Consider the following 26337-nt stretch of genomic DNA (forward strand, 5'->3'; position numbering starts at 1 on the left):
GCGGGGGGCGGGGCCGGGGGGGGGTGGACGGGCCCTTACGGGGCTGACCTCTTCGCGGTGCCTGCCACTTCGGTGAAGGGTGCCCCGTACTCGGCTCCAGCGGCGAAGAGCTCTTTACGCCCCTACCAGGGCCCATCCACCCCACCCCGCCCCCTCACGTTCCGGGTGATCGGGCGGGTGGGTGGGCGAAACCCGCGCCGAAGGCGCGGAAACCACCCACCGGCCGTCAGCCGGAAAGCACCACGCTGCGCGTGAGGTGACGCGGCGCGTCGGGGTCCAGCCCCCTGGACTCCGCCACCGCCACCGCGAGCCGCTGCGCACGCACCAGCTCCGCCATCGGATCGCGGCCCGGCTCCGCGACAAGCGTGGCTCCCGTCGCAGCCACGTCCGCCGCCAACCCATCCGGCAATGGCCCGAACGACCACACCACCCGCCCCGGCCCCGCGATGGCCACCGGACCGTGCCGGTACTCCATCGCCGGGTAGGCCTCCGTCCACGCCCCCGCCGCCTCCCGCATCTTCAGCGCCGCCTCCTGGGCCAGGCCGTACGTCCAGCCACGGCCCAGGAACGTCCACTGTTCCGCTGCCGGGAGGGTGGGCGGCAAGGGTGCCGACAGGGCCCGTTCCGCCTCGTCCGCCGCCGTCGCCACAGTCGCCGCGCCGGACGGCGAAAGGCTCGCGCGGAGGAAGGCGAGGGCCGTCGTCGCGAAGCGGGTCTGGACGACGGATTCCTCGTCCGCCCAGTCCAGGACGGCCGTGTCGGTCGCGGCGTCCATGACGGGCGTCTTGGGGTCCGCGGTGAGCGCCAGCGTGGGCGTGCCCGCCGTTTCCGACAGCAGGCGCAGCACCTCCGTCGTCGTACCGGAGCGGGTGATCGCCACGACGCGGTCGTACGCGCGGCCCCGCGGGAACTCGGACGCGGCGAACGCGTCCGTCTCGCCCTGCCCGGCCGCCTCGCGCAGCGCCGCGTACGCCTGGGCCATGAACCACGACGTGCCGCAGCCGGTCACCGCCACGCGTTCGCCCGGGGCGGGGAGGCCCGTCGTGTGGGTCGCGGCCCGGGCCGCGCGGCGCCAGCTCTCCGGCTGGGTGACGAGTTCACGGTGGGTGAGGGACGGGGACGGCTTCATGTGCTTGCTCCTTGCGGGATGCGCGGGATGCGTACGGCAGGTCGAGCGTCAGCAGGTCGAGCGTCGTCCCCGTGCATAGCAGGCCCCCGTGACCTGGGGGAAGAGCGGTACGGCGATACCGAAGCGAAACCCCGGAGCCGTAGACCGTATGGTTGCGCGCGGGAGAAACTCACGGTCTCCACGGGACTCGCGAATCCCAGGGGGGAGATTCCACGGTCTCCACACGGCGAACACGAACCACAAGGTGGGTAGCAGTAGTGCAGCGGCGGCGGTTCTTGGGCATGACGGCGGCGGGTGCCGCGACTGCGGCGTTGGCGCCGGCGCTGACGGCGTGCGGGAGCTCCGGCCCCGGCGGCGACAAGAAGCTGAAGCTCGTCGCGGCGGATTATGGTGACAAACCGGCCAACAGCTCCAAGAAGTACTGGGAGCAGCTCGCCAAGGACTTCGAGTCCAAGAACAAGGGCATCAAGCTCGACGTCGAGGTCTACAGCTGGACCGAGGTCGACAAGAAGGTCGCCGACATGGTCGCGGCCGGCAAGGCCCCCGACATCGCGCAGATCGGCGCGTACGCCGACTTCGCCGCGGCCGGGAAGCTCTACAGCGCCGACCAGATGATCTCCGTGCCCACCCAGGCGGACTTCATCGCCTCGCTCACCAAGGCGGGCGAGGTCCACCGGGTGCAGTACGGCCTGCCGTTCGTCTCCAGCACCCGCATGCTCTTCTACAACAAGACCCTGTTCCTCAAGGCGGGCATCGTAAAGGCGCCCGAGAGCTGGGACGAGGTCCAGGCCGCGGCGGTCAAGCTCAAGGCCGCGGGCGTGAAGATACCTTTCGGCGTGCCGCTGGGCCCCGAGGAGGCGCCCGCCGAGACCATGCTGTGGATGCTGGGCGGCGGCGGTGGCTACACCGACAACACCGGTGCCTACACGATCAGCTCCGAGGCCAACGTCAAGGCCTTCGCCTGGCTGCGCGACGAGCTCGTCGGCAAGGGCCTCACCGGCCCGACCGACCCGGCCCGCACCAACCGCCAGGACGTCTTCGACGCGTTCTGCAAGGGCGACGTCGGCATGCTCCACGGCCACCCGACCCTGATGCAGCAGGCCAAGGCCGGGAAGATCGACTTCCAGACCGCCCCGCTGCCCGGTGTCAAGGGCAAGGCGAGCTCCACCATGGGCGTCGCCGACTGGATGATGGCCTTCAAGCAGAACGGCCACCGCGACCAGCTGGGCACCCTGCTCGACTTCATCTTCAGCAAGGACAGCGTGCTGAGCTTCGTCGGCCAGTACGAGCTGCTGCCCGTGACGGAGTCCGCCTCCGCGGCGATGCAGGGCGACCGCCGCTACGAGAGCCTCTGGCCGTTCCTCTCCCAGCTCCAGACCGCCGACTTCTACCCCGCCGACAAGACCTCCTGGGCCAAGGTCAGCGCCACGATCAAGGAGAAGATCGGCTCGGTCGTGCAGAAGGGCGGCGACCCGGCCGCCGTGCTCGGCGAGATCCAGCGCGAGGCGGAGGCCGCGGAGCTCGCGGGCCGATGAGCTCGCGGGCCGTTGAGGCGGACCGTCAGGTTTGACGACTAGGTTGGACGGCATGAGCGACGACCAGGGCGGGCTGTCCGAGCGCGATCTCGCCGTGCTCGCCCTGGAGCGGATGTCCTGGCCGGGGCCGGGCGCCAAGGAGCGCGCCGTGCGCGAGCGCCTCGGCATCACGCCCACCCGCTACTACCAGCTGCTCAACGCCCTCCTCGACGACCCGCGCGCCCTCGCCCACGACCCCGTCACGGTCAACCGGCTGCGGCGGCTGCGGGACGAGCGGCGCGAGCGCCGCTGAGCGGACGGTATACGTCGCAATACGTCGTACAACCGCCCGCCTCCGTGGCGGGCGCCCCGGTAGGGTCGCCTGTATGGGCAGCCACCCCCTCCCGGAACCCGTGACCGAGGCCGGCCGTGACGGCCTGGCCGCGCTGCTGGCGCGGCCCGAACGCGCGGTCGTCGCCCTCGACTTCGACGGCACGCTCGCGCCGATCGTGCCCGACCCCGAGCGGGCCCGCGCCCACCCCGGCGCCGTGCCCGCCCTCGCCCGGCTCGCCCCTCGCCTGGGGTCGGTGGCCGTGGTGACCGGCCGCGCGGCCGGGGTCGCCGTGCGCTACGGCGGTTTCGCCGGGGTCCCCGGGCTGGAGCACCTGGTGGTGCTCGGCCACTACGGCGCCGAGCGCTGGGACGCCGTCACCGGCACCGTCCACGCCCCCGCCCCCCACCCCGGTGTCGCCGCCGTGCAGGCGGAACTCCCCGGCGTACTGGACCGGTCGGGTTCCTGGCAGGGCACCTGGGTCGAGGACAAAGGGCGCGCCATCGCCGTCCACACCCGCCGCGCCGCGGACCCCCAGGCCGCCTACGACGCCCTGCGCGCGCCGCTCGCCGCCCTCGCCGAGCGCCACGGCCTGATCGTCGAACCCGGCCGGCTGGTGCTGGAGCTGCGGCCGCCGGGCATGGACAAGGGCGTGGCCCTCGCCGAGTACGTCCGCGAGTCCGGCGCCTCCGCCGTCCTCTACGCCGGTGACGACCTCGGCGACCTCGCCGCCTTCGCGGCGGTCGAGAAGCTGCGCACCGAGGGGGTGCCGGGCACCCTGGTGTGCAGCGGCAGCGCCGAGGTCGCCGTGCTCGCCGAGCGGGCGGACCTCGTGGTGGACGGGCCGGCGGGAGTGGTGGAGTTGCTGGCCGGATTGGCCGAGCGGCTCGGCTGACTCCCTTCTGCTTCCCCCTCTACTCGCCGTCTTCCGCCTTGGGGTCCTTGGCCGCCGGCTTCTCGTTCGTGAGACCCAGGGTGGACAGCGCGGTCGTCCAGTCCTTGGCGATCGCCTGCTGGGCCTTCACCAGCTCGGTCTTCCCCGAGCAGATCGCCGCCTTGAGCTTGCTCTCGACGACGTCCTTCGGATTGTTCGGCCCTGCCCCCGCCTTGTGGCCGGGGGAGGGCGGCTGGACCCACAGATTGCGCGCGTCATTGGGGTCGCCGCCGAGCTGGAGGCTAATGAGGTGGTCGTACTCGGCGTCCTTCATCGGCCCCTTGTAGCCGTACGACGCCGCGTTCGCGGTCTTCTCCCGGCCGGTGATGTTCGTGCCGGGACGGATGTCGGACGTGTAGCCGCTGCGGCAGATGGTGGTCTTGAGGGTCGCCTGGGTGACCTTGGGATTGGTGGCGCCCGGGGTGCACTTGGGGTCGGGCAGCGGCTCCTTGGTGGCGGTGTAGCGGTAGGAGCACGTACCGGGCGGGGGCTGGTTCTGCACGGTGTACGAGCCTTGGGGACCCGGGCCGGCCGGGATCGCGACGGCGCCCCCTCCGGGCGGGGACGAGGACGAGGACGAGGACGGGGACGGGGTGCCCGACGGACTGGCCTTCGCCGCCTTGGAGCCGGCGTCCTTGCCGCTGTCGGAGTCCGAGGAACAGCCGGTGGCGGTAACGGCTATGAGCGTGGTGGCGGCCGCCGCGAGAGCGGCCCAGCGCTGAGCGTTCGGCATGAAGCCATGGCTACCCGCCCAGCCCGCTGGGGGTACCCGGCAGTGGAGGCGTCGGCCCGCACGGGCGGGTCCGGCGAATGCGCCGTGCGCGCCCCGTAAGGGGCGCGGGGCAGTGTCGATGTGCGGCTACCGCCGCGTGGGCGCGACCAAGCCCCACCGGCTCGCGGTGAACCGACAACCGATGGAGCGCTCAGCGCTCCTGGAGCGCAGCCAGCTGCTCCGTGAACCACCGCGCCGGCGGCAACCGCGTCGCCGCCGCCGCCAACCGCTTGGCCCGTTCCGCCCGTTCCCCCGGGTCCATCAGCAGCGCCAGGTGGAGGGCGCGGGCCGTCGCCTCGACGTCGTACGGATTGACGACGATCGCGTCCTCGGCCAGCTCCGCCGCCGCCCCCGCCTCGCGGGACAGCACGAGGACGCAGCCGTGGTCGGAGACGGCCGGGACCTCCTTGGCCACCAGGTTCATACCGTCGCGGATCGGGTTGACCAGCGCCACGTCCGCCATCCGGTAGGCGGCCAGGGAGCGGGCGAAGTCGTCCTTCACATGGAGGATCACCGGCTGCCACTCCGCCGTGCCGAAGGCGGCGTTGATCGACTCCGCGACGCGCTCCACCTCGGCGGTGTAGTCGCGGTAGACCTTCAGGTCCTGCCGGGAGGGGTAGGCGAAGGCGATGTGCACCACCTTGCCCCGCCAGTGCGGCCGGTCCTCCAGCAGCCGGCGGTAGGCGTGGAGGCCGCGCACGATGTTCTTGGACAGCTCCGTGCGGTCGACCCGCAGGATCGTCCGGCGTCCCGGGCCGACCTGCTCCCGCAGGGCCGCCAGCCGCTCCTCCACGTCCGGCCGGTGCGCGCGCTCGCGCAGGAAGTCCGCGTCCGCGCCGAGCGCGTGCACGCCGAGCCGCGTCGTACGGCCCGCGAAGCGGACCGCCGCCGCCGTCCCGTCCTCCTCACGGATCACCTCGGCCTTCAGGACGTCCGCGCAGCACGCGGCGAACGCCTCCGCCCAGCGCCGGGTCAGGAAGGCCGCACGGTCGCCGCCGAGGATGCCGCGCAGCACCTGCTCGGCGATGTCGTCCGGCAGCAGCCGGTAGTAGTCCGGCGGGGCCCAGGGGGTGTGGGAGAAGTGGCCGATGCGCAGGTCGGGGCGGCGGGTCCGGAGCAGCCCGGGGACGAGGGTGAGGTGGTAGTCCTGGACGAGCACGACGGCGCCCTCGGCCGCCTCCTCGGCGATCGCGTCCGCGAAGGCGGTGTTGTACGCCTCGTAGGCCGCCCACTGAGACCGGAACTCCTTGTCGAACACCGGCTCGAGCGGGGTCTGCCAGAGCATGTGGTGGGCGAACCACAGCACGGAATTGGCCACGCCGTTGTACGCGGCGGAGAACGTCCCGGCCGGGATGTCCAGCATCCGCACCCGCAGCCCGCCCGTGTCGGCCGGGTCGAGTCTTCGGCCCGCGCGCCCCGCCGCCAGCCGGTCGCCCTCGCCCAGCGCCGCGCACACCCATACCGCCGCCGCGCCCTGGGGGTCCCGCCCGATCTCGCTCAGCCCGGACACCAGCCCGCCGCCGCCCCGGCCCGCCGCCAGCGAGCCGTCCTCGCGCAGCGCGTACGAGACGGGCCCCCGGTTGGACGCCACGACGATGGGTGCGGCGGCTACCGGGGCAGTGGCTTCCGGGGCGGACGGGGGATGCTCAGCGACCATGTCGCCAGCCTTGCCGCCCGGGGAACCGCTCAAACGTACGCACGGCCCGTCGGGTGGCACACGGGAACGTCCCGTTCCCTTCTCCGGCCCTTCTCCTGGCGGTTACGCCGCGCGCCGCCGGGCGTACTCCGGTATCTCCGCCATCGGTGGCCGCTCCTCGGTGTCCACCGCGTACGTCCGCGGTACGAACCCCTCCGCCGTGCGCTCGAACTGGGTGAGCTCCGGGCGCACCAGATGGCCCCGGGCCAGCCGCAGCTGCGCCGTGCGGTAGATCGTCGCGGCCATCCGGCCCAGCGCCCGGCCGTCCTGGTGGCGGTGCTTGCGCACGCCCACGTCGACCTGCGCCAGCGCGTCCAGGCCCACCGTGTGCAGAGCGTCCACGAGCAGGCCCAGCTCCACGCCGTAGCCCACGGGGAACGGCAGCCGCTCCAGCAGCGAGCGGCGGGCCGCGTACTCGCCGCCCAGCGGCTGGACGAAGCCCGCGAGCTGCGGCCAGTGGAGATTGAGCAGCGGGCGCGCCACCAGCTCGGTGACCCGGCCGCCCTGCCCCGCGACCTCGCCCAGCGGGCGGTCGTACATGGCCTTGACGAACCGCACCTCGGGATCGGTCAGCAGCGGGCCGACGATCCCCGAGACGAAGGCGCTGGAGAAGTCCTTCAGGTCGGCGTCGACGAAGCAGACGACGTCGCCCGTCGTCACCAGCAGGGACCGCCACAGCACCTCGCCCTTGCCGGGCAGCGCGGGCAGTCGCGGCAGGATCTCGTCCCGGTGCACGACGCGCGCGCCGGCCGCCGCGGCGACCTCGGCGGTGCGGTCCGTGGAACCGGAGTCCAGCACCACCAGCTCGTCCACCAGGGGGACGGACTCCGACATCAGCTCGCGGCGGATCGTCGCCACGATCTCGCCGACGGTCGCCTCCTCGTTCAGCGCCGGCAGCACCACGCTGACCGTGGTGCCCGTGTCCCCTTTCGCGGCCAGCAGCTGGTCGAGCGGACGGTCGGCGGCGGACCAGGACCGCCGGGCGAGCCAGCGTTCCACCTCTTCCAGCACGTGCATAACTCCTGTCGTTGTGACGCATCTCGCGGTTCGGACGGCCCTCTCAAGCGACCATCCCTTCCGTTACAGTCTTGAACAACGCGGACGGCCGTCCTATGTCGGGGGTCGTCACGCGCACAAACGCCTGGGTCCGCCCAGCGCCATACCGCTCATCCAGAGGGGCAGAGGGATACGGCCCGTTGAAGCCCCGGCAACCCTCCAGCCGGTCTCACCGTTCACACGGCGAGGCTCCCGGCGGGGAAGGTGCCAATTCCGTCTCGTGGCGACGTTCGCCGCGAGGAAGATGAGGAGAAAGGGCCTCGCCTCCATGGCTGTCGAAGCCGTTGAAAGTCGTACCTCCGTACGTGTCACCGACCCCTCCGTCGCCTCCTTCGGTCCCGCCGTGGCGCTCTCCTGCCGCGAGTGCGGCGAGCGCTTCCCGCTCGGTCCCTCCTTCGTCTGCGTGGGCTGCTTCGGCCCCCTTGAGGTGGCCTACGAACTCCCCGCCGGGGACCCCGAGGCGCTGCGCCGCCGTATCGAGGCCGGACCCGCGAATATCTGGCGCTACGCCCCCCTGCTGCCCGTACCCGCCGACGTCGCGGACCGGCCGAACCTCAACCCCGGCTTCACCAAGCTCGTCAAGGCCGACAACCTCGCCCGCGAGCTGGGCGTCACCGGCGGGCTGTACGTCAAGGACGACTCCGGAAACCCCACGCACTCCTTCAAGGATCGCGTCGTCGCCATCGCCGTCGAGGCGGCGCGCGCCTTCGGCTTCACCACCCTCTCGTGCTCCTCGACGGGGAACCTGGCGGGAGCGGTGGGCGCCGCGGCGGCGCGCGCGGGCCTGCGGTCCTGTGTCTTCATCCCGCACGACCTGGAGGCCGGCAAGGTCGTGATGGCGGCGGTCTACGGCGGCGACCTGGTGGGCATCGAGGGCACGTACGACGATGTGAACCGCTTCTGCAGCGAGCTCATCGGCGACCCGCTGGGCGAGGGCTGGGGGTTCGTCAACGTCAATCTGCGGCCCTACTACGGGGAGGGCTCCAAGACCCTGGCGTACGAGATCTGCGAGCAGCTGGGCTGGCGGCTGCCGGACCAGATCGTGGTGCCGGTGGCCTCGGGATCGCAGCTGACGAAGATCGACAAGGGGCTGAAGGAGCTCATCGCGCTGGGACTGGTCGAGGACCGCCCGTACCGGATCTTCGGCGCCCAGGCCGAGGGGTGCGCGCCGGTCTCGCGCGCCTTCAAGGACGGGCACGAGGTGGTGCGGCCGGTGAAGCCGGACACCATCGCCAAGTCCCTGGCCATCGGCAACCCGGCGGACGGGCCGTACGTGCTCGACATCGCCCGGCGCACGGGCGGGGCCGTGGAGGACGTGGACGACGAGCGGATCGTCGAGGCGATCCGGCTGCTGGCCCGTACGGAGGGGATCTTCGCGGAGACGGCGGGCGGGGTGACGGTCGGGGTGACCCGGAAGCTGCTGGAGGACGGGCGGCTGGATCCGTCGCTGACCACCGTCGTGCTCAACACGGGCGACGGCCTCAAGACGCTGGACGCGGTGGCGGCGGGACCGACGGCGACGATTCCGCCTTCGCTCGACGCTTTCCGGGCGGCGGGGCTTTAACGCGCGCGGCCACCGTTTCCCTATTCCCCGGCTTCTTAAACCAAAAGGTGACCCCATGAGCGTCAACGTCCGAATCCCCACCATCCTTCGCACCTACACCGCCGGTAAGGCGGAAGTCCCCGCCGAGGGAGCCACTCTCGGCGAAGTCATCGCCTCCCTGGAGAAGAACCACCCCGGAATCGCCGCGCGCGTTCTCGACGACGACGGAAAGCTGCGCCGTTTCGTCAATGTGTACGTCAATGACGACGACGTACGGTTCGAGGGCGGACTGGAGGCGGTCACTCCGGATGGTGCCGGAGTGTCGATCATTCCCGCGGTCGCCGGCGGCTGACCGAGGGCGCCCCGGCCCTGGGCGGCCCTGGGCCGTGCCGGGGTCCGGGCCGGGTTCTGGGCCGAGCTCCGGGCCGCCGGACCCTTGGCCCGACCCTTTCAAAGCGTTCCTGCGGAATTCACCGGAATCACCCCGCCCGTAAAACGGACGGGGTGATTCCGTCTGTTGAACCGCGATACAGTTGGGGCGTTCCCCCTCCGGTGTCACTGCCGAACGCATATGAGAACCCGTCAAGTTGTGCCCACAACATGTGCACGAATTGCCGGGTTGGTTGCGTTATGCCCGGTCCGACTTGCCCAAGAAGCTGGCGAAATCGGTGGTAATAACCGATCGGCCGCGCCCGGAATTCTCGTCCGACTGACCTGTTGCAGACGGCATCCGTGCAGATACATTCAGCGGCGGTCGACGCGTTCCGGCGCACACCCCCATCCTGTCTGGGGGTGAGGTCTGACCCGGGTCCGCGAGGTGCGGTCCTGCGCAAGGGCCAGTAATAGGGGAGTTAGGCATGGCTCAGGGCACCGTCAAGTGGTTCAACGCGGAGAAGGGGTACGGCTTCATCGCGGTCGACGGTGGTGCGGATGTTTTCGTCCACTACAGCGCGATCCAGATGGACGGCTACCGCACCCTCGAGGAGGGGCAGCGGGTCGAGTTCGAGATCTCGCAGGGCCAGAAGGGGCCGCAGGCGGACATGGTCAAGGTGACCGCCTGACCGGCGCGCATCGACCACCGGCTCACTCAGCTCGCCGAGGGGCCCGCGTCTTTAAGACGCGGGCCCCTCGTGCGTCCGCGCCACGCCCGCGCCGCGCCCATGTGTGGGTTCCCCCCGCGCGGGGCAGGTTGATGCGAGGCGCTTGCACTCGCAGGGGTCGAGTGCTAATCATTGGGCTTAGCACTCTCCGAGTGAGAGTGACAGATTTGGACCGTCGGTGAGGTCTACGGGCCAAGCGGGGCAAGGAACCGCAGGGCACGCAGGCCGTCCGTCGCGGGCGCCAGCGCGGTCCGGAGCAGTCTCTCCACCCCGTCCTGGGAGGACCACTTCACATGGCCAAGATCATCGCGTTCGACGAGGAGGCACGGCGCGGTCTCGAGCGCGGGATGAACCAGCTCGCCGACGCCGTCAAGGTCACCCTCGGCCCCAAGGGCCGGAACGTCGTCCTCGAGAAGAAGTGGGGCGCCCCCACGATCACCAACGATGGTGTGTCCATCGCCAAGGAGATCGAGCTCGAGGACCCGTACGAGAAGATCGGCGCCGAGCTGGTCAAGGAGGTCGCGAAGAAGACGGACGACGTCGCCGGTGACGGCACGACGACCGCGACCGTCCTCGCCCAGGCGCTGGTCCGCGAGGGTCTGCGCAACGTGGCCGCCGGTGCCAACCCGATGGCCCTGAAGCGCGGTATCGAGAAGGCCGTCGAGGCCGTCTCCGCCGCCCTGCTCGAGCAGGCCAAGGACGTGGAGACCAAGGAGCAGATCGCCTCCACCGCCTCCATCTCCGCCGCCGACACCCAGATCGGCGAGCTCATCGCCGAGGCCATGGACAAGGTCGGCAAGGAAGGCGTCATCACCGTCGAGGAGTCCCAGACCTTCGGTCTGGAGCTGGAGCTCACCGAGGGTATGCGCTTCGACAAGGGCTACATCTCGGCGTACTTCGCCACCGACATGGAGCGTATGGAGGCGTCGCTCGACGACCCGTACATCCTGATCGTCAACTCGAAGATCAGCTCGGTCAAGGACCTGCTGCCGCTCCTCGAGAAGGTCATGCAGTCCGGCAAGCCGCTGCTGATCATCGCCGAGGACGTCGAGGGCGAGGCCCTGTCCACGCTGGTCGTCAACAAGATCCGCGGCACCTTCAAGTCCGTCGCCGTCAAGGCCCCGGGCTTCGGCGACCGCCGCAAGGCCATGCTGGGCGACATCGCCATCCTCACCGGTGGCACGGTCATCTCCGAGGAGGTCGGCCTCAAGCTGGAGAACGCCGGTCTCGACCTGCTCGGCCGCGCCCGCAAGGTCGTCATCACCAAGGACGAGACGACCATCGTCGACGGTGCCGGTGACAGCGACCAGGTCCAGGGCCGCGTCAACCAGATCCGCGCCGAGATCGAGAACAGCGACTCGGACTACGACCGCGAGAAGCTCCAGGAGCGCCTCGCGAAGCTGGCCGGCGGCGTTGCCGTCATCAAGGCCGGTGCCGCGACCGAGGTCGAGCTCAAGGAGCGCAAGCACCGCATCGAGGACGCCGTTCGCAACGCGAAGGCGGCCGTCGAGGAGGGCATCGTCGCCGGTGGTGGCGTGGCCCTGCTGCAGGCCTCCGCGGTCTTCGAGAAGCTCGAGCTGGACGGCGACGAGGCCACCGGTGCCAAGGCCGTGAAGCTGGCCCTGGAGGCCCCGCTCAAGCAGATCGCCGTCAACGGTGGTCTCGAGGGTGGCGTCATCGTCGAGAAGGTGCGCAACCTTCCTGTCGGCCACGGCCTCAACGCCGCCACGGGCGAGTACGTCGACATGATCGCCGAGGGCATCATCGACCCGGCGAAGGTCACCCGCTCCGCCCTCCAGAACGCCGCGTCCATCGCCGCGCTGTTCCTGACCACCGAGGCCGTCATCGCCGACAAGCCGGAGAAGGCCGCCGCGGCCGCTCCGGGCGGCATGCCGGGCGGTGACATGGACTTCTGATCGACCTGACAGGTTGATCGACCGTCCTGCGCTTCACCGGGGCGGCACCCTCCTCACGGGGGGTGCCGCCCCGGTGGCGTTTCCGCCCCCGGTCCCGGGCGCCACGCCCGTACCGCCCCGGATGGGGGACACTGGAAGCTTCTCCCCGTGCGCGAAGTGGAAGGCCGTGGCGTGAGCGGACCCCTGATCGTCCAGAGCGACAAGACCCTGCTGCTGGAGGTGGACCACGAGCGTGCCGACGAGTGCCGGCGCGCCATCGCCGCCTTCGCGGAGCTGGAGCGCGCGCCCGAGCACATCCACACCTACCGGGTGACCCCGCTGGGGCTGTGGAACGCGCGGGCCGCCGGGCATGACGCCGAGCAGGTCGTCGACGCGCTCGTCTCGTACTCCCGCTACCCCGTGCCGCACGCCCTGCTCGTCGATATCGCCGAGACCATGGCCCGCTACGGGCGGCTGAAGCTGCTCAAGCACCCCACCCACGGCCTGGTGCTGGAGAGCACCGACCGGCCCGTGCTGGAGGAGATCCTCCGCTCGAAGAAGATCCAGCCGCTGGTGGGGAACCGGATCGACCCGGACACCGTGGCCGTGCACCCCTCCGAGCGCGGTCAGATCAAGCAGACGCTGCTCAAGCTGGGCTGGCCCGCCGAGGACCTCGCCGGGTACGTGGACGGCGAGGCGCACCCCATCGAGCTCGCCGAGGACGGCTGGGCCCTGCGCCCGTACCAGCGGCAGGCCGTGGAGGGGTTCTGGCACGGCGGCTCGGGCGTGGTCGTACTGCCCTGTGGCGCCGGCAAGACGCTCGTGGGCGCGGGCGCGATGGCCATGGCGAAGGCGACGACGCTGATCCTGGTCACCAACACCGTCTCCGCCCGCCAGTGGAAGCACGAGCTGGTGAAGCGGACCTCGCTGACCGAGGACGAGATCGGCGAGTACAGCGGTACGAGAAAGGAGATCCGCCCGGTCACCATCGCCACCTACCAGGTGCTGACGACCAGGCGGAAGGGCGTCTACCCGCATCTGGAGCTCTTCGACTCCCGCGACTGGGGCCTGGTCGTCTACGACGAGGTGCATCTGCTGCCGGCGCCCGTCTTCAAGTTCACCGCCGACCTCCAGGCCCGGCGGCGGCTCGGGCTGACCGCGACGCTGGTGCGCGAGGACGGGCGGGAGTCGGACGTCTTCTCCCTCATCGGCCCCAAGCGTTTCGACGCGCCCTGGAAGGAGATCGAGGCGCAGGGCTATATCGCCCCGGCGGACTGCGTCGAGGTGCGCGTCAACCTCACCGACTCCGAGCGGCTGGCGTACGCGACGGCCGAGGTGGAGGAGAAGTACCGGTACTGCGCGACGACCGCCACCAAGCGGAAGGTCACGGAGGCCCTGGTACGCAAGCACAAGGGGGAGCAGACGCTGGTCATCGGCCAGTACATCGACCAGCTGGACGAGCTGGGCGAGCACCTGGACGCGCCAGTGATCAAGGGCGAGACGTCCAATGCCCAGCGCGAGAAGCTCTTCGACGCCTTCCGGGCGGGCGAGATCTCGGTGCTGGTCGTCTCCAAGGTCGCCAACTTCTCGATCGACCTGCCGGAGGCGACGGTCGCCATCCAGGTGTCGGGCACCTTCGGCTCCCGGCAGGAGGAGGCCCAGCGACTGGGCCGGGTGCTGCGCCCGAAGGCCGACGGGCACGAGGCGCGCTTCTACTCGGTGGTCGCCCGTGACACGGTCGACCAGGACTTCGCGGCGCACCGCCAGCGGTTCCTGGCGGAGCAGGGGTACGCGTACCGGATCGTGGACGCGGATTCGCTGCTGACGGAGGAGGACGCCTGAGGGACGTCCGTCGTCAGCCGGTTGGCAGGTTGGCCAGGATGGAGAGGCACGCGAGCCCGGCCGCCGCGGAGAGCAGAGCCGTGATCACTCGCGGCTCGCGGAAGCGCTTGCGCGAGGGCAGGGCCCAGGTGGTGATCAGCAGGGCCAGCGCGACCAGCCAGACGATGGGGGCGGCCAGCAGGGCGTGGTTGAGGGCGGCGCTGCAGTGGTCGGGGCCGCAGCTGTCGGTGGCCATCGGGGACAGTCCGATGAACATCAGGTCGAACGCCAGCAGCGGCAGCATCACGACGGCGGCCAGCGCGCTCGTCACCCAGGCCTTGGAGTCAACGTCCGGCAGGGTGTACAGCGGGATGGTGGTGCGGGGCGCGTTCCTCATGCGGCTCAGCCAACCAGCGGGGTGGGCGGCCGGGTAGGGACGACGTACTCAGTTCGTACGGGAGTACGTACTCAGGTTGCGCTCAGGTCGGTGGGCGTCATACGGCCGGGCGCTCGTCGGTGTGGGCGCCGAGGAGGATGACGCTGACGGCCGCGCCCGCGAAGGCCTTGATCGCGCGGAGGGCGTCGGCGAAGGTGAACGAGGGGGCGGTGTCCGGGATGACGGAAGTGGTGGTCATGTCTTCCATGATGGTTTCCGGAATGCCCTCGGACGTCGGCCTGCCGGTGTAAACGCGAGGGTGGGCCGTACTACCCCAGACCCATGGGGTGCCCTACCGGAGATGGACGGCGCCCCTGATCCTTCCCAGGGGCGCGCGGAAAAATCATTCGCGCGCCCTCGGGACGACTGACTACAATCCACCCTTCCCGCCGCCTCCCGCGTCGCCTCGCGACGACGTTCCCGGGAGCGCCGCCGTCCGGACGGAAACCGGCGGCTCCCGCTCGTCCGTCGTACGTCTGGAGGCTCCGCCGTGCCCGCGCACACCATGAACGCGAACGATCCCCTGGAGCGGGAGCGCGCCCATCTCGCCTCGTCCCGCACCGCGTTGCGGGCGATGCGGGCCGACGTGGAGGCGCTCGACATCAAGGATGTCACCGCCAACTGGGTCAACGCCGCCGTCCTCCAACGGCAGATCGACGAGCGTATCGCCGCCCTCGCCGATCTCGCGCACACCCCGCTCTTCTTCGGACGGCTGGACTATCTCCGCGCGCCCGCGGCGGACCAGGCGGAGGGGGCCGAGGGGGAGCGCTTCTACATCGGGCGGCGGCACGTCCACGACGCCGACGGCGACCCCATGGTGATCGACTGGCGTGCGCCGGTCTCCCAGCCGTTCTACCGGGCCTCGAAGAAGGACCCGATGGACGTCGGGACGCGCCGCCGGTTCGGCTACACGGGCGGCGAGTTGACCGCCTACGAGGACGAGGACCTCACGGACGCGGCGGGCGGCGAGCAGGCGAGCCGGCTGCTCCAGACCGAGATCGAACGGCCGCGCGTCGGCCCCATGCGGGACATCGTCGCGACCATCCAGCCCGAGCAGGACGAGATCGTCCGCGCCGGCATCGGCGGCACGGTGTGCGTCCAGGGGGCGCCCGGTACCGGGAAGACGGCTGTCGGGCTGCACCGTGTCGCTTATCTGCTCTACGCCCACCGCGAGCGCCTCGCCCGCACCGGCACGCTCGTCATCGGGCCCAACCGGTCCTTCCTCCGCTACATCGAGCAAGTGCTGCCCGCCCTCGGTGAGTTGAACGTCGCGCAGGCGACCGTCGACGACCTCGTCGGGCATGTGGAGGTGCGGGGCGCGGACTCCGCCGAGGCGGCGCGGATCAAGGGCGACGCCCGGATGGCCGAGGTGCTGCGGCGCGCGGTGCGGGCGGGGGTGACGATGCCGGTGGAGCCGGTGGTCGTGGTGCGCGGGTCGCGGCGCTGGCGGGTCCCGGCGTACGAGATCGAGGAGATGGTGCGGGAGCTGCTCGACCGCGATATCCGCTACGGCGCCGCGCGTGAGGCGCTGCCGCAGCGCATCGCGCACGCCGTGCTCGTACGGATGGAGGAGGCCGGCGAGGCCCCCGACGACCGGGTGCAGGACGCGGTCGCGCGCAGCGCGGCCGTGAAGGCGGCGGTCAAGGCCGCGTGGCCGGCCGTCGACCCGGCGAAGCTGGTGCTGCGGCTGCTGTCCGACGCGGAGTTCCTGGCGGAGCACGCGGCCGGGGTGCTGACGGAGGACGAGCAGCGGGCCGTGCTGTGGGCCCGGCCGGCCCGGAGCACGCGGTCGGCGAAGTGGTCCGCCGCCGACGCGGTGCTGATCGACGAGGCGATGGACCTCGTCTCGCGCACCCCGTCGCTGGGCCATGTCGTCCTGGACGAGGCGCAGGACCTATCGCCCATGCAGTACCGCGCGGTGGGCCGCCGCTGTACGACCGGTTCGGCGACGATCCTCGGCGACATCGCGCAGGGCACGACGCCGTGGGCGACGGCGAGCTGGGCGGAGGCGCTGGCCCACCTGGGCAAGCCGGAGGCGGCGGTGGAGGAGCTGACGCAGGGCTTCCGCGTGCCGCGCGAGGTCATCGCGTACGCGTCGCGGCTGCTGCCCGCGATCGCGCCGGGTCTGGCGGCGGCGACGTCCATGCGGGAGTCGCCGGGCGACTTCTCGGTACGGGGTGTGGACGCCGTCGGCGTGCTGGACGAGGCGGTGGTCGCCGCGTGCCGCGAGGCGCTGGAACGGGAGGGTTCCGTCGGCCTGATCGCGGCGGACGCGCGGATCGGGGTGCTGGGGGAGGCGCTGGCCGGTGCGGGGTTGCCGTATCTCGCCCCGGGCGAGGAGACGACGGAGACGGCACGGCTGACGCTCGTACCGGCGTCCCTGGCGAAGGGCCTGGAGTACGACTACGTGGTGCTCGACGAGCCCGCGGCGGTGGTGGCCGGCGAGCCGGACGAGCGGACGGGGCTGCGACGGCTGTACGTGGCGCTGACGCGGGCGGTCTCGGGGCTGACGGTGGTGCACGCGGAGGATTTGCCGGGGGCGCTGCGGACGGGCTGATCTCAGCCCGTCCGGCGTTTGAGGACAAGGCGCAGCAGCCCGTCCGGCGTTTGAGGACACCGCGCGTCAGCGCCTGGGCGTCAGCCGTCCAGCGCCGCGCGCCACGCGCGGACCGCGTCCGCCGAGACCGGTGCGTCCCAGCCGGAAGGGCGCGCCGCGCCGCCGATGTGGAAGGCGGCGATGCCCGCCGAGCGCAGCACCGGCACGTGCTTGAGCTTCAGGCCCCCGCCGGCCATGATCTGCGGCTCGTAGCCGGGTTCGTCGGAGCGCGTCGCCTCCGCGAGGAGCGTGGCGAGGCCGTCGTCGACGCCGGAGGCGGAGCCGGCGGTGAGGTAGGTGTCGAGGCCGGGCTGGTCGGCGAGCTGTTTGCGGAGGGCGTCGCGGTCCGCCGCGCGGTCGATCGCGCGGTGGAAGGTCCAGCGGGCCCGGGGCCCGAGCGCGTCGGCGAGGGCCGCCACCGCCGGGAGGTCGGCCCGGCCGTCGTCGGTCAGGAAGCCGAGGACGAACTCCTCCGCCCCTTCCGCCCGCAGCGCCCGCGCCGTGCCGCACAGGGCGTCCAGCGCCGCCGCGCCGCCCACCGCGAAGCCGTCCGTGGCGCGCAGCATCACCCGTACGGGAATGTCGACGGCGGCCCGTACGGCGGCGAAGGTCTCCCGGGCGGGGGTGAGGCCGTCGGCGGCCATGTCGCTGACCAGTTCGAGCCGGTCCGCACCTCCGGCCTGTGCGGCCGCCGCGTCCTCGGCGCCGAGCGCGATCACCTCAAGAATTGGTCTAGACATGTACTCAAGCGTGCCACACGCGCGGCCCGCGCATGTAGCCGTCCCCGTTTTCGCCCCTCTTACGGGGCACATATACGGGGCACATAATCGACTCATGGCAGCCACGAACCCCCACGAGGCCCTGCGCGCCCGCTGGCGGGAGACCGTCGAGCGGGTCCGCGCCGCCCCCGACCCGGACCCCGCCCCGTACGCCGACGACCTCCTGGCGCGCTGGGAGGAGCCGCAGCGCCGCTACCACACGGTCGACCACCTCGCCGCCGTCCTCGGCCACCTCGACTCGCTCGCTCCCCACGCCGACGACATCGAGACCGTCCGGCTCGCCGCCTGGTTCCACGACGCCGTCTACCGCCCCGACCGCTCCGAGAACGAGGAGCGCTCCGCCCACCTCGCCGAGCGCGCCCTGCCCGAGCTGGGCGTGGACCACGCCCGTACCGCTGAGGTCGTCCGCCTCGTACGGCTCACCGTCAGCCACGACCCCGCCCCCGGCGACCGCGACGGCGAGACGCTCTGCGACGCCGACCTCGCCGTCCTCGGCGGCACCCCGCGGGAGTACGCGCGCTACGCGGCGGCCGTCCGCGAGGAGTACGGCTTCGTGCCCGACGACCTCTTCCGCGAGGGTCGCGCCGGCGTGCTGCGCCAGTTGCTGGCGCTGCCCCGGCTGTTCCGCACCCCGCTGGGCCACGACCGCTGGGAACTGCTGGCACGCCGCAACCTCGCCGCCGAGCTGGAACTGCTCACCGGTTGAGATGTGCAGGGGGTGTAAGGGGCTGGTGTGACTGGAGGGAATACCTCCGACGGTGATCATGCTGGCCATGGGTATGCCGCCGAACTCCGCTCCCCAGCGTCCCCGTACGTCCATGCCCGCCGCCGTGTACGTCCTCGGCCTGTCCGTATTCGCCCTCGGTACGTCCGAGTTCATGCTCTCCGGGCTGCTCCAGCCCATCGCCCGTGACATGGACGTCTCCATCCCGCGCGCCGGGCTGCTGGTGTCCGCGTTCGCCATCGGCATGGTCGTCGGCGCGCCCGTGCTCGCGGCGGCGACGCTGCGGCTGCCCCGCCGGACGACGCTGGTGGCGCTGCTCGCCGTCTTCGGCCTCGGCCAGGTGGCGGGGGCGCTCTCGCCCTCGTACGGGGTGCTGTTCGCGTCCCGGGTGGTGAGCGCGCTGGCCTGCGCCGGGTTCTGGGCGGTCGGCGCGGCGGTGGCCGTGTCGCTGGTGCCGGCGGACGCCCGGGCCCGGGCCATGGCGGTGATGGTGGGCGGCCTGTCCATCGCCAACATCGTCGGCGTGCCCGCCGGTGCGCTGCTGGGGCAGCACGCGGGCTGGCGCGCGGCGTTCTGGGCGGTGGCCGGGATGTCGGTGCTCGGGCTCGCGGGGGTCCTGGCGCTGGTGCCGGGGACCGCGCGGGCGGGCGGGGCGGACGGCGCGGACGCGCCGCGGTTGCGCTCGGAGCTGGCCATCTACCGTGACCGGCAGGTCTGGCTCGCGCTGATCGCCACCGCGCTCAACGCCGCCGCCGTCTTCTCCCTCTTCTCCTACCTCGCCCCGCTGCTCACGGAGACCGCCGGGCTCAAGGAGTCCTGGGTGCCGACCGTGCTCGCCCTCTTCGGCGTCGGAGCGCTCATCGGCACGGCCGTCGGCGGGCGGATCGCCGACGCGCACCTGTTCGGCACGATGTACGGCGGGATCGCGGCGTCCGCCGCCGTGATGGCCCTGCTGGCGCTGACCGCCCATCTGGCGGTCGCGGCCGTGGCGCTGGCGCTGCTGCTCGGCGTCGCGGCGTTCGTCACGGCGCCCGCGCTCAACGCGCGGATGTTCAACGTCGCGAACGCGGCACCGACGCTCGCGGGGGCGACGACGACGTCCGCGTTCAACATCGGCAACACGGTCGGGCCTTGGCTGGGCGGGCTCGTCATCTCGGCGGGATGGGGTTATCCGGCGGTGGCGTGGCTGGGGGCGGTGCTGGCGGTGCTGGCGCTGGGGACGACGGCCGTGGCCTCGCGGCTGCACCACGGGGTGTCTCGGGTGGTGACGGGTGGGGCGGGTGCCGCAGCTGAGTCCGGCACCGCCGGGCTCGTACGACGTGGCTGAGCGCCGCTGCGGCGGGGAGGGTGCCCCGGTCCCGCCCTTTCACCGTTTCCCGGGGGCAGGCCCCCGGCCCCCCGGCGGGAACCCCTACCGCTTCGGGCGCCGCAACCCCGCCCCCCTCAGCAACCGCACCACCTCGCGGCTGCTCACCTCCACCGCCCCCAGCCGCACGGCATCCCCGTACGCCGTCGACAGCACGTCGTAGTGATCCCCGTCGAACGCCTGGCCGGGCAGGCCCACGCGGGCGGCGAAGGCGTGGAGTTCGTCGAAGGAGACGTCGCTGACCAGGTGGGACCACATACGGCCGTGGCCCGGCCAGTTCGGGGGGTCGATGTAGAGGGTCACCGGAATGTCACCAGGTCACCCGGGTCAGTGTCCGAGGGCCGTCGCCAGGGAGCCCACGGGCGCGATCAGCACGGCCTGCTTGGCGCAGGCCCAGTGCGGGTCGGGGCCGAGCTCGGGCTCCACCTCCAGGGCGTGGGGGTCGCCCGTGTCCGTGCAGACCGGGCACAGGGGCCAGCGGCCGTGCCGCTCCAGCAGGGCGTCCTGGACGTCCTGGGCCACCAGACCGGGCAGGAACGCCATGCCCTCGGGCCACTGCTCGACCCACCACCGCCGGTGCGTGACCGCGTCCTCGACCAGCGAGACGACGTCGGCGTCGGCCACGTCGCCCGCCACCAGATCGGCGAGGACGAGCGCGCGCGCCGTGTGCAGTGCCTGTTCGAGCTCCATGCGATCCATTGTCGGGGGCCCGGAGGGTTGACGGCACACCGGGCCGAAAATACCTTTCACGATGTGAGCAGCAAGGTGAAGGAAACTTCCGTCACTTCCCGTCCGGCCACTCCCCGCCCGGCCCGCCCGGCGCTCCCGACCCCGCCCGCCGCCCTGGCCGCCAAGGTCCGCACCCTCGCGCCCTCCATGACCCGCTCCATGCAGCGCGTCGCCGAGACCGTGGCGGGCGATCCGGCCGGTTCCGCGGCGCTGACCGTCACCGGGCTCGCGGAGCTCACGGGCACCAGCGAGGCCACCGTCGTACGCACCGCCCGCGTCCTCGGCTACCCCGGCTACCGCGACCTGCGGCTCGCGCTCGCCGCGCTCGCGGCCGAGCAGGCGGCGGGCCGGGCGCCCGCCGTCACCGCCGACATCGCCGTCGACGACCCGCTGGCCGACGTCGTCGCCAAGCTCGCCCAGGAGGAGGCGCAGTGCCTGGCGGACACCGCCGCCGGGCTCGACGCGGCCGCGCTGGAGGCGGCCGTCGGCGCCCTCGCCGCCGCCCGGCGCGTCGACGTCTACGGGATCGGCGCCTCCAACCTCGTCGGCCAGGACCTCGTCCAGAAGCTGCTGCGCATCGGCCTGATCGCCCACGCGCCCGGCGACCCCCACCTGGCGGTCACCAACGCCGTCCAGCTGCGCTCCGGGGACGTGGCGATCGCCATCACCCACTCCGGGCGCACCACCGACGTCATCGAGCCGCTGCGCGTCGCCTTCGAGCGCGGGGCGACCACCGTCGCGATCACCGGGCGGCCGGACGGGGACATCGCCCAGTACGCCGATCACATCCTCACCACGTCCTCCGCCCGGGAGAGCGAGCTGCGCCCGGCGGCCATGTCGAGTCGCACGAGCCAGCTGCTCGTGGTGGACTGCCTGTTCATCGGGGTCGCGCAGCGTACGTATGAACGCGCGGCGCCCGCCCTGTCCGCTTCGTACGAGGCGCTGGCCCATCGGCACGCCCCGCGTGACCGGCGTTGATCCTGCTGATCCTGCTGATGCCGAGGAACCGCCCATGAACTCGTCCGCCGCGCTCCGGGCGCAGCTGGCCGCCCTCACCACGGAGGCGTTCCGGCCGGACCTCGCCGACATCGACCGGCTGCCGACCCGGGACATCGCCGAGATCATGAACGCGGAGGACGCCATGGTCGCCGCCGCCGTCGCGGCCCGGCTCCCCGAGATCGCCGCGGCCATCGACGCGACCGCCGAACGGATGGCGCGCGGCGGCCGGCTGATCTACGCGGGCGCGGGCACGGCCGGCCGGCTGGGGGTGCTGGACGCCAGCGAGTGCCCGCCGACGTTCAACACCGGCCCCGGGCAGGTCGTCGGCCTGATAGCGGGCGGCCCCGAGGCCCTGGTGGCGGCCGTCGAAGGGGCCGAGGACGACGCGGCGCGGGCCGCCGCCGACCTGGACGCGCTGAAGCTCGGGCCCGACGACACGGTCGTCGGCGTCTCCGCCTCGGGCCGCACCCCCTACGCGGTGGGGGCCGTCCGGCACGCCCGCGCGGCCGGGGCGCTCACGGTGGGGCTGGCCTGCAACGCCGGTTCGGCGCTGGGCGCGGCCGCCGAGCACGCCGTCGAGGTCGTCGTGGGGCCCGAACTCCTCACCGGCTCCACCCGGCTGAAGGCGGGCACGGCGCAGAAGCTCGTCCTCAACATGATCTCGACGATCACGATGATGCGGCTCGGCAAGACCTACGGAAACCTCATGGTCGACGTCCGCGCCTCCAACGAGAAGCTGCGCGCCCGGTCCCGGCGGATCGTCTCGCTGGCGACGGGCGCGGCGGACGACGAGATCGAGGCGGCGCTGACCGGCGCCGGGGGCGAGGTGAAGAACGCCATCCTGATCCTCCTCGGCGAGGTCGACGGGCCCACGGCCGCCCGGCTGCTGGCGGAGTCGCACGGCCATCTGCGCGCCGCCCTGCGCGCGGCGGGCGCGGCGCACGGCTGATCCGCCGTCATGGGCCGTACCGTCGTGCCCTGATGAACCCTCAGGACATCGCCGCCGCCCTCCTCCCCCTCCTCGGCGGCGCCGGCAACGTCCGTACCGTCGGCCACTGCATGACCCGGCTGCGGGTGGAGGTCGCGGACCGGTCGCAGGTCAGGGGCGCGGAACTACGGGCGCTGCCCGGCGTGCCGGGCGTGGTGGAGGACGGGGAGTCGTTCCAGGTCGTGCTGGGTCCGGGGACGGTCGCCCGGGTGGCGCCGGAGCTGGAACGGTTGGTGGCGGAGGCATCGGCCGCGGGTGTGACGGCCGCGGGCGGGACGGCGGCCGAGGTCCTCGCCGAGCGCGGTGCCGCGCTGCGGGACCGGCAGCGGGCCCGTAACGCCACGCCCGGCAAGCTCTTCCTCCGTCGCCTCGCCCAGATCTTCGTACCGCTGATCCCCGCCCTCGTCGGCTGCGGCGTCATCGCCGGTGCCGGCGGGCTGCTGGCCAATCTCCACTGGCTGCCCGCGCTCGTCCCGGCGCTGTCCGCGATCGCGTCCGGCTTCATGTCGCTGATCGCGGTCTTCGTCGGGTACCAGACGGCGAAGGAGTTCGGCGGCACGCCCGTGCTGGGCGGGGCGGTCGCGGCCGTCATCGTCTACCCCGGCGTCACACACGTCGCAGTCTTCGGCCGGCAACTGGCGCCCGGGCAGGGCGGGGTGCTGGGTGCGCTGGGCGCGGCGCTGCTGGGGACGGTCGTGGAGAAGGCGTGCCGGCGGGTGGTGCCGGAGGCCCTGGACGTGCTGGTGACGCCTTTCCTGACGGTGCTGCTGCCGGGGCTGGTGACGCTGTACGGGCTGATGTTCGTGGCGGGTGAGGTGTCGTCGGCGATCGGCCGTTGCGCGGAGTGGCTGCTGGCCAACGGGGGCGTGGTGGCGGGCTTCGCGCTGGGCGGGCTGTTCCTGCCGCTGGTGATGCTGGGCCTTCACCAGGCGCTGATCCCCATCCACACCACGCTCATCGCCGAGCGGGGCTCCACGGTCCTGCTGCCGATCCTGGCGATGGCGGGCGCGGGGCAGGTGGGTGCCGCGCTGGCGGTCCACGTACGGTCGGCGGGCGACGCGTCGGTGCGGAAGGTGATCCGGTCCGCCCTTCCGGCAGGGCTTCTCGGCATCGGGGAGCCGCTGATCTACGGGGTTTCGCTGCCGCTGGGGAGGCCGTTCGCCACGGCGTGCGTGGGGGGCGCGTTCGGGGGCGCGTTCGTGGGGCTGTTCCACCAACTGGGCGACACGGTGGGGGCGACGGCCATCGGGCCGTCGGGGTGGGCGCTCTTTCCGCTGCTCGCGGGGAATCACGGGCTGGGGAGGGCCGTGGTGGTCTACGGGGCGGGGTTGTTGGTCGGTTATGGGGCCGGGTTCGTGGCCACGTACCTGTTCGGTGTGAGGGGCCCCAGTCCCGCCCTCTCACCGTTTCCTGGGGCTCCGCCCCAGACCCCGCTCCTCAAACGCCGGAGAAGCTGATTTTTAGACCACGTCGTCCGCCAGTTCCGCCACTCCCGTGATGCGGTGCAGCGGATACGTCCGCACCTCGTCCGCCGTGTGGTCGTACGCCGTGACGAAGCCGCCCTCCACGCGGATGGGGGCGATGACGCGCTGGCTGGCCGCGCCCTCCGCGTTGACGTAGCCGATCCAGACGGCGGCGCCGGTGAGGACGGCGGCCTGGACCGTGGCGAGGGTGTCGGCGGACGTGGTGCGGGGCAGCCCGCCGGCGGCGGTGGCCGGGGCGGCTACGGGCTTGCGCTCGGCCGTGGCGGCCAGGTCACCGGCCCGTACGGCGCGGACTGCCGCGCCCAGCAGCGTGGCGTCGGGGACGGGCGGCCCGTCGGGTACGGGCGCCGGGGCGGTGCGCGGCGGTGTGCGGTGGGCGTCGGCGCGGCTGATCAGCACGTCGCCCTCGGCGGACTCGGCCGCCGGCGCGTATCCCATCGCCCGCAGCCCCTCCAGCAGCGCGTCGGGCTCGACCTGCGCCGCCAGGACCGTCCCGGCGAGCCGGCGCAGCCGCAGCGGCGCCGAGCGGCGGTCGGCGAGGAGCTCGCCGAGCACCGCCTCGTCGTCGCAGCGCAGGTACGACGACGCCGCGCCGACCCGCAGCCGGCCGTGCCGCCGGGCCATGTCGTCCACCAGATAGGCGAGCGGCTGCGGCACGGGCGTACGCGAGTGCGCGGCGAGGAACGCGTGGAGATCGGCCGCCGTACGGCCCGCGTCCAGGGCGCGGCGCACCGACTCGGGGGTGAAGCGGTAGACGGTCGCGCCGCCCTTGGACTCGATGTCCGCGAGTACGCCCAGGGCCTGCGCGAGCGGGCGCCGCAGCGGGCCGGGGGCGACGGCGGTCAGGTCCGCCTGGAGGAGGACGTGGTCCAGGGGCTCGGGCAGCAGCGGGGCGAGCAGGCCGGGGGCCTTCTCGGGGGCGTCGAGCAGGGCGCGGCCGGGCGCGGAGAGCGCGCCCCGGTTCGTCACGCCCAGCAGCTCCGCCTCGGCGAGCGCCCAGCGGGCCAGCCGCGAGCGGGTGTCCTCGGGCGCGTCCGGGGCCGCCGCGCGGGGCGGCCGTTCCCAGCGCAGCCGGGTCAGCAGCGTCTCCTCGGTGACGGACGCCCCGGCGGGCAGCCCGGCGAGGAGGGTCAGCACCCGGCGGCGGACCTCGGGGGCGGGGGAGCGGTCGAGGTCCGGGCCGAGGACGGAGAGCATCCGGCCCTTGGCGTCCTTCTCGCCCGCGAGGCCGGCCGTGCGGGTCATGGCCAGCCACGCCGTCACCAGGTGCTGCCAGCGCCGCTCGGCGGGCAGCTGCAGCCAGTCGTCGTAGGCGGGCGTCGGGGCGTAGCGCTCGTCGACGCCGCCGTCGGAGGCGAGCAGGCCCGCCGCGTAGGCCAGCTCGGCCCAGAACGCGGCGGCCGTCTCGGTGGTGTCCAGGTGGCTCGCGGCGCGCCTGAGGTCCCGTACGCTCAGGCCGCCCGCGCGCAGCACGAGCGGGCCGGCGGTCTCCCAGTCGGCGAGGAGCTCCTCGACGGTCGTGAGCGCGGTGAACGCCTGGCCGGCGGCGGCCGCGTCGACGACCTGGACCGAGTGTTCGGTGACGGGCTCGAGTGAGGGAGCGACCGGCTCGGGGGTGCGGTGCGCGAGCCCGGCGCGCAGGTGCAGGGCCACCTCGCGGGGCAGGACGACGCTGCCGGGGGTGACGGTCAGCAGCAGGCCCCGGTCGAGGAGCCAGCGCAGGTGCGGGGCGGGCGTGGCGGTGACCGTGCCGTAGGGCGGGCCCCACTGGAGCCTGCCGAGCACGGCGAGGGACTCTGCGGGCGCGTCGCTCAGCAGCGCGGCCATGCGTTCACGGTCCTCGAAAAGGGAGGTCAGCGCTGCCACGGCGGTCACCGGATCGTGGGTCGCGGGCAGCCCGGCCGTCGCGATGATCTGCTGGATCCGTCCGGGTGACATTCCGGCCGTCACCTCGATGACGGCGGGGCCCAGCCCGGTGGGGGAGGGGTGGCCGGGGGACGGCGCGAGGAGCTCCCGGACGGTCCGGACGAGCCGCAGCCGGTCCTCGCCGCCCCAGACCAGGGCCGCCTCGCGCAGCGTGGCGACGGCGCGGGGGAGCTCGGCGGCGACCCGGGGGTCATCCGGTCGGTCGCCGTTCATGAGTGCGGCGAGCGTCCCGTACGGGCAGGGGTCCGGGGCCACGGCCAGCGCCTCGGCGACCTGGAGCGCGAACCGGTCGAGCCGGTCCAGCGCCCGCACGACGGAGGCCCGGGTGGCGGCGCGGGTGGCGAGCTGGGTGAGGTCGCCGGGCACGGGACTGAGCAGGTCGGGCCGGGCGCGCAGGAGATCGCCGAGGGCGTCGTCGGGCCGCCCCCGCAGCTCCTCGGCGAGTGTGCGCGGCGCCGCCGCCGTGCCGCCGCCGGTGCTGCCGTTCTCCCGCGAAGTGGTCATTCTGTTTACGGTACC

The 26337-nt window shown here is 72.8% G+C and carries 24 protein-coding genes and 1 riboswitch; of the genes, 14 read left to right on the top strand and 10 right to left on the bottom strand.

Annotated elements, in window-relative coordinates:
* Positions 1-226: 226 nt before the first annotated feature.
* The gene (locus tag RM609_RS33355; protein ID WP_311616286.1) at positions 227-1129 is read right to left on the bottom strand and encodes an SIS domain-containing protein; all 903 of its coding nucleotides are present in this window, start codon (positions 1127-1129) and stop codon (positions 227-229) included.
* 281 nt (positions 1130-1410) lie between these two features.
* On the opposite strand from RM609_RS33355, the gene RM609_RS33360 reads away from it, so the two are divergent.
* From RM609_RS33360 to otsB, 3 genes are all read left to right on the top strand, one after another.
* Complete coding sequence (locus tag RM609_RS33360) at positions 1411-2664, top strand: extracellular solute-binding protein (RefSeq protein ID WP_311616288.1); 1254 nt, start codon at positions 1411-1413, stop codon at positions 2662-2664.
* 52 nt (positions 2665-2716) lie between these two features.
* Positions 2717-2956, top strand: coding sequence for a DUF3263 domain-containing protein (locus tag RM609_RS33365; RefSeq protein ID WP_311616289.1), 240 nt, complete (start codon positions 2717-2719; stop codon positions 2954-2956).
* Positions 2957-3029: 73 nt separating this feature from the next.
* Positions 3030-3869 (top strand): trehalose-phosphatase, encoded by an 840-nt coding sequence (gene otsB, locus RM609_RS33370; RefSeq protein ID WP_311616290.1) that lies wholly within the window; start codon positions 3030-3032, stop codon positions 3867-3869.
* A gap of 19 nt (positions 3870-3888) precedes the next feature.
* Here the strand turns inward: otsB and RM609_RS33375 are convergent, their stop codons facing one another.
* The 3 genes from RM609_RS33375 to RM609_RS33385 form a co-directional block, all read right to left on the bottom strand.
* Positions 3889-4641 (bottom strand): hypothetical protein, encoded by a 753-nt coding sequence (locus RM609_RS33375; protein WP_311616293.1) that lies wholly within the window; start codon positions 4639-4641, stop codon positions 3889-3891.
* 190 nt (positions 4642-4831) lie between these two features.
* A complete protein-coding gene (locus RM609_RS33380) occupies positions 4832-6337 on the bottom strand; it encodes an alpha,alpha-trehalose-phosphate synthase (UDP-forming) (protein ID WP_311616295.1) in 1506 nt (501 codons plus the stop codon).
* Positions 6338-6439: 102 nt separating this feature from the next.
* Positions 6440-7387, bottom strand: a complete 948-nt coding sequence (locus tag RM609_RS33385; protein WP_311616297.1) for a glucosyl-3-phosphoglycerate synthase — start codon at positions 7385-7387, stop codon at positions 6440-6442.
* Between the two features lie 152 nt (positions 7388-7539).
* Positions 7540-7683: riboswitch (SAM riboswitch) on the top strand.
* Positions 7684-7700: 17 nt separating this feature from the next.
* Here RM609_RS33385 and thrC point away from each other — a divergent pair.
* From thrC to RM609_RS33410, 5 genes are all read left to right on the top strand, one after another.
* Positions 7701-8996 carry a threonine synthase gene (gene thrC, locus RM609_RS33390; RefSeq protein WP_438828597.1) on the top strand — a complete coding sequence of 432 codons (1296 nt, stop codon included), beginning with the start codon at positions 7701-7703 and terminating at the stop codon, positions 8994-8996.
* Positions 8997-9051: 55 nt separating this feature from the next.
* Entirely contained in the window at positions 9052-9327 is a 276-nt protein-coding gene (locus RM609_RS33395; RefSeq protein ID WP_311616301.1) for a MoaD/ThiS family protein, read from the top strand.
* A gap of 505 nt (positions 9328-9832) precedes the next feature.
* Complete coding sequence (locus RM609_RS33400; RefSeq protein WP_004954158.1) at positions 9833-10036, top strand: cold-shock protein; 204 nt, start codon at positions 9833-9835, stop codon at positions 10034-10036.
* Positions 10037-10368: 332 nt separating this feature from the next.
* On the top strand, positions 10369-11991 hold the full coding sequence (groL, locus tag RM609_RS33405; RefSeq protein WP_311616305.1) for a chaperonin GroEL: 1623 nt from the start codon (positions 10369-10371) through the stop codon (positions 11989-11991).
* Positions 11992-12162: 171 nt separating this feature from the next.
* Positions 12163-13812: a DNA repair helicase XPB gene (locus tag RM609_RS33410; RefSeq protein WP_311616306.1), complete on the top strand. Its 1650-nt coding sequence runs from the start codon at positions 12163-12165 to the stop codon at positions 13810-13812.
* A gap of 13 nt (positions 13813-13825) precedes the next feature.
* Here RM609_RS33410 and RM609_RS33415 read toward each other — a convergent pair whose 3' ends face one another.
* Together RM609_RS33415 and RM609_RS33420 are read right to left on the bottom strand one after the other, a co-directional pair.
* Positions 13826-14188, bottom strand: coding sequence for a hypothetical protein (locus tag RM609_RS33415; protein ID WP_311616307.1), 363 nt, complete (start codon positions 14186-14188; stop codon positions 13826-13828).
* A 97-nt stretch (positions 14189-14285) separates the two neighbouring features.
* Entirely contained in the window at positions 14286-14426 is a 141-nt protein-coding gene (locus RM609_RS33420) for a hypothetical protein (protein ID WP_311616309.1), read from the bottom strand.
* A 306-nt stretch (positions 14427-14732) separates the two neighbouring features.
* Here RM609_RS33420 and RM609_RS33425 point away from each other — a divergent pair, with 306 nt between their 5' ends.
* Positions 14733-16784, top strand: a complete 2052-nt coding sequence (locus RM609_RS33425) for a HelD family protein (RefSeq protein WP_311616347.1) — start codon at positions 14733-14735, stop codon at positions 16782-16784.
* A gap of 80 nt (positions 16785-16864) precedes the next feature.
* On the opposite strand, the gene RM609_RS33430 is transcribed toward RM609_RS33425, so the two are convergent.
* Positions 16865-17563 carry a copper homeostasis protein CutC gene (locus tag RM609_RS33430; protein ID WP_311616311.1) on the bottom strand — a complete coding sequence of 233 codons (699 nt, stop codon included), beginning with the start codon at positions 17561-17563 and terminating at the stop codon, positions 16865-16867.
* A 94-nt stretch (positions 17564-17657) separates the two neighbouring features.
* Here RM609_RS33430 and RM609_RS33435 point away from each other — a divergent pair, with 94 nt between their 5' ends.
* Both RM609_RS33435 and RM609_RS33440 read left to right on the top strand, forming a co-directional pair.
* On the top strand, positions 17658-18308 hold the full coding sequence (locus RM609_RS33435; protein ID WP_311616312.1) for an HD domain-containing protein: 651 nt from the start codon (positions 17658-17660) through the stop codon (positions 18306-18308).
* Positions 18309-18381: 73 nt separating this feature from the next.
* Complete coding sequence (locus tag RM609_RS33440) at positions 18382-19653, top strand: Cmx/CmrA family chloramphenicol efflux MFS transporter (RefSeq protein WP_311616349.1); 1272 nt, start codon at positions 18382-18384, stop codon at positions 19651-19653.
* An 84-nt stretch (positions 19654-19737) separates the two neighbouring features.
* Here RM609_RS33440 and RM609_RS33445 read toward each other — a convergent pair whose 3' ends face one another.
* A complete protein-coding gene (locus tag RM609_RS33445) occupies positions 19738-19995 on the bottom strand; it encodes a DUF4031 domain-containing protein (RefSeq protein ID WP_311616314.1) in 258 nt (85 codons plus the stop codon).
* Positions 19996-20019: 24 nt separating this feature from the next.
* Positions 20020-20382: a DUF8819 family protein gene (locus tag RM609_RS33450; protein WP_438828598.1), complete on the bottom strand. Its 363-nt coding sequence runs from the start codon at positions 20380-20382 to the stop codon at positions 20020-20022.
* 63 nt (positions 20383-20445) lie between these two features.
* Here RM609_RS33450 and RM609_RS33455 point away from each other — a divergent pair, with 63 nt between their 5' ends.
* From RM609_RS33455 to RM609_RS33465, 3 genes are read left to right on the top strand one after another with little or no spacing between them, the layout of a single operon-like run.
* Positions 20446-21399 (top strand): MurR/RpiR family transcriptional regulator, encoded by a 954-nt coding sequence (locus RM609_RS33455; RefSeq protein ID WP_438828599.1) that lies wholly within the window; start codon positions 20446-20448, stop codon positions 21397-21399.
* A gap of 34 nt (positions 21400-21433) precedes the next feature.
* Positions 21434-22369 carry an N-acetylmuramic acid 6-phosphate etherase gene (gene murQ / locus RM609_RS33460; RefSeq protein WP_311616318.1) on the top strand — a complete coding sequence of 312 codons (936 nt, stop codon included), beginning with the start codon at positions 21434-21436 and terminating at the stop codon, positions 22367-22369.
* A 32-nt stretch (positions 22370-22401) separates the two neighbouring features.
* Entirely contained in the window at positions 22402-23865 is a 1464-nt protein-coding gene (locus RM609_RS33465) for a PTS transporter subunit EIIC (protein ID WP_311616320.1), read from the top strand.
* Between the two features lie 3 nt (positions 23866-23868).
* On the opposite strand, the gene RM609_RS33470 is transcribed toward RM609_RS33465, so the two are convergent.
* Complete coding sequence (locus RM609_RS33470; RefSeq protein WP_311616322.1) at positions 23869-26322, bottom strand: helicase-associated domain-containing protein; 2454 nt, start codon at positions 26320-26322, stop codon at positions 23869-23871.
* Positions 26323-26337: the final 15 nt, after the last annotated feature.

The sequence above is a fragment of the Streptomyces hesseae genome (assembly GCF_031845785.1).
GTDB classification, from domain to species: Bacteria; Actinomycetota; Actinomycetes; order Streptomycetales; family Streptomycetaceae; genus Streptomyces; species Streptomyces hesseae.